A 1,887-nucleotide genomic window follows, 5' to 3' on the forward strand; every position below is an offset into this window, starting at 1 on the left:
GAGAAACTCTCCGGTTTCTGCCGCGGCGGGTACTCGACGTAGTTTGGCTATACCGTCCAAAAGCCGGATGATCCTGGGATCGCATGGGCCGGCAGCGCGCCACCCAGCTGAGCTTTGGGTCTAGGAGCGCATTTTGGATTTCGGCGCGAATTACCGGTTTTGATCTAAATCAATACCGTTGGCTCGCGCTCCACCAACGGCGCCCGCTTCGGGTCACGAATGTCGTCTGCTGCGATAGACGGCGGCCTGATGATTTCCGCTATGCCCCGTTAGCGACCAGGGTCGTATGGCTGTGCATATGTCGCGAAGGGCCAACAACGGACCTGTGCGCCGCAGTAACAGCATGATCGTTCGATCATCTCATCGACACGCGCCAACAACGAAGCCGGCAAGACAAGATTGAGTGTTCCTTCTGTCGTGAGGTAGTGCGACCACGCAAGACTCAGTGGATGCTCGCGTTCAGCCCCCCTGGTTCAGAAAGCTGGGCCCTCGCCGTTTCTGCCATAGGTAATCCTCGGCGTTTGAAATGTACCGTCGGCCTGCTTCTTGGCGGCGGCGACAAAGATCTTGGTGCCTGGCAGGATTTCGTCCCGCTTCCCCATTTCGTACGTCACCACCACCGTTTGCGGCGTCACGACAAGTTTCTTCTCGCCGTCTTTGTACTTGACCGACAGCACCGGTCCGTCCACGCCGGTCACGGCGTGCTCGACGTTGCCGTTGGTCATCTTGCTTTTCGGCACGAGATCCCAGTCGTAGTGTCCCTCACCAGTGCCGCGCATCGATTCGGGGAAGATATGGACCTCGATCGCCTTTTGACTCCCGTCCTCCTGCATCATCCCCGCTGAGCCGACGAACATCCCCGGCTTAATATCGCTCATTTTGGCTGGAACGATTGCGACGAACAGCGGGCTGTCGGTGACTGTCAGCTTCACTTCCGATCCGTCGCGGGTCTTCACGACAAAAACCGGGCCGTCGATGCGCTCGACCATGCCGCGGATGCGCGTCGTGTCCTGGGCGGATGCAGGTAGTGCAAAGCAGAAGAGGGCGAGGCTTACGGCTGCGAGCACACGGAGGAATTTGTCGACCATGATGACCTCACAGATTTTTTGGGCAGCGTTATTTCTCTAACCCCAACGGCGGCGCAGTATTCCGGCCGAAAATCATGCAAACCGCAGGTAATGTCGCAGGCGGTGAAGCTCCTGACCGCCGCATCGTTGGGCCCGCATCCCTGAGTGTCAGGACGGCAGGATGACGGCCGTGCCTGTGGTCTGCGTATCGAAGAGCCGGTAAGCCTCCTCTGCCTGCTCAAGCTTCCAGCGGTGCGTGAAGAGCCGGTCCACGTCCACGCGCTGGTCCGCGACGAACTCGGCGCACTCGGCCTGCCCCTGCTTCGAGAATGTCCAGGAGCCGACCAGCGTCACCTGCCGCCGCAAGCGAGGCATAAACAACGCGCGGAGTTGTGGGGCTGGTCATACGGACGCGGGCGTCAAATGTGCAGTCGTCGAGCGGTTCAACTTCGGGGGAGCAGCGGAAATCGCCTGATCAGGCCGCACATGCGCCGCGCGAAGCGCTTGGCCACAAGACTGCAAGCGCGAGCAGCAGCGGTTCGTTATGGCAGAAGGCCGATGCGCTGCGGGATCTCGATCCAGCCTATGTCTCAGATGGGTCATTCTCGACCGACTCTGCGGGTTTCGGCCGCCGTTCGAGGTCTGCTCTTCTCCGAAACCGACCACCTTTACTGCGCGGCAGCGAAATGACGCGAAGGGCCAACAGGCGACATTTGGAATGAAAGAGGACGCCAATTGAGGCGGCCTTACTCCGAGGGCAGGACGGTGGGGGTGCATCAAGTCCCGCATCTGCTGCAAGAAGTCCTGCATCTGCTGCGAG

The 1,887-nt window shown here is 60.1% G+C and carries 2 protein-coding genes; both read right to left on the reverse strand.

The window, feature by feature from the left end:
• Positions 1-473: 473 nt before the first annotated feature.
• Positions 474-1,088, reverse strand: coding sequence for a hypothetical protein (locus AC629_RS43705; protein ID WP_084810760.1), 615 nt, complete (start codon positions 1,086-1,088; stop codon positions 474-476).
• 147 nt (positions 1,089-1,235) lie between these two features.
• The gene (locus tag AC629_RS43710; RefSeq protein WP_210419234.1) at positions 1,236-1,421 is read right to left on the reverse strand and encodes a hypothetical protein; all 186 of its coding nucleotides are present in this window, start codon (positions 1,419-1,421) and stop codon (positions 1,236-1,238) included.
• Positions 1,422-1,887: the final 466 nt, after the last annotated feature.

The sequence above is a fragment of the Bradyrhizobium sp. NAS80.1 genome, from assembly GCF_001908205.1.
GTDB lineage: Bacteria > Pseudomonadota > Alphaproteobacteria > Rhizobiales > Xanthobacteraceae > Bradyrhizobium.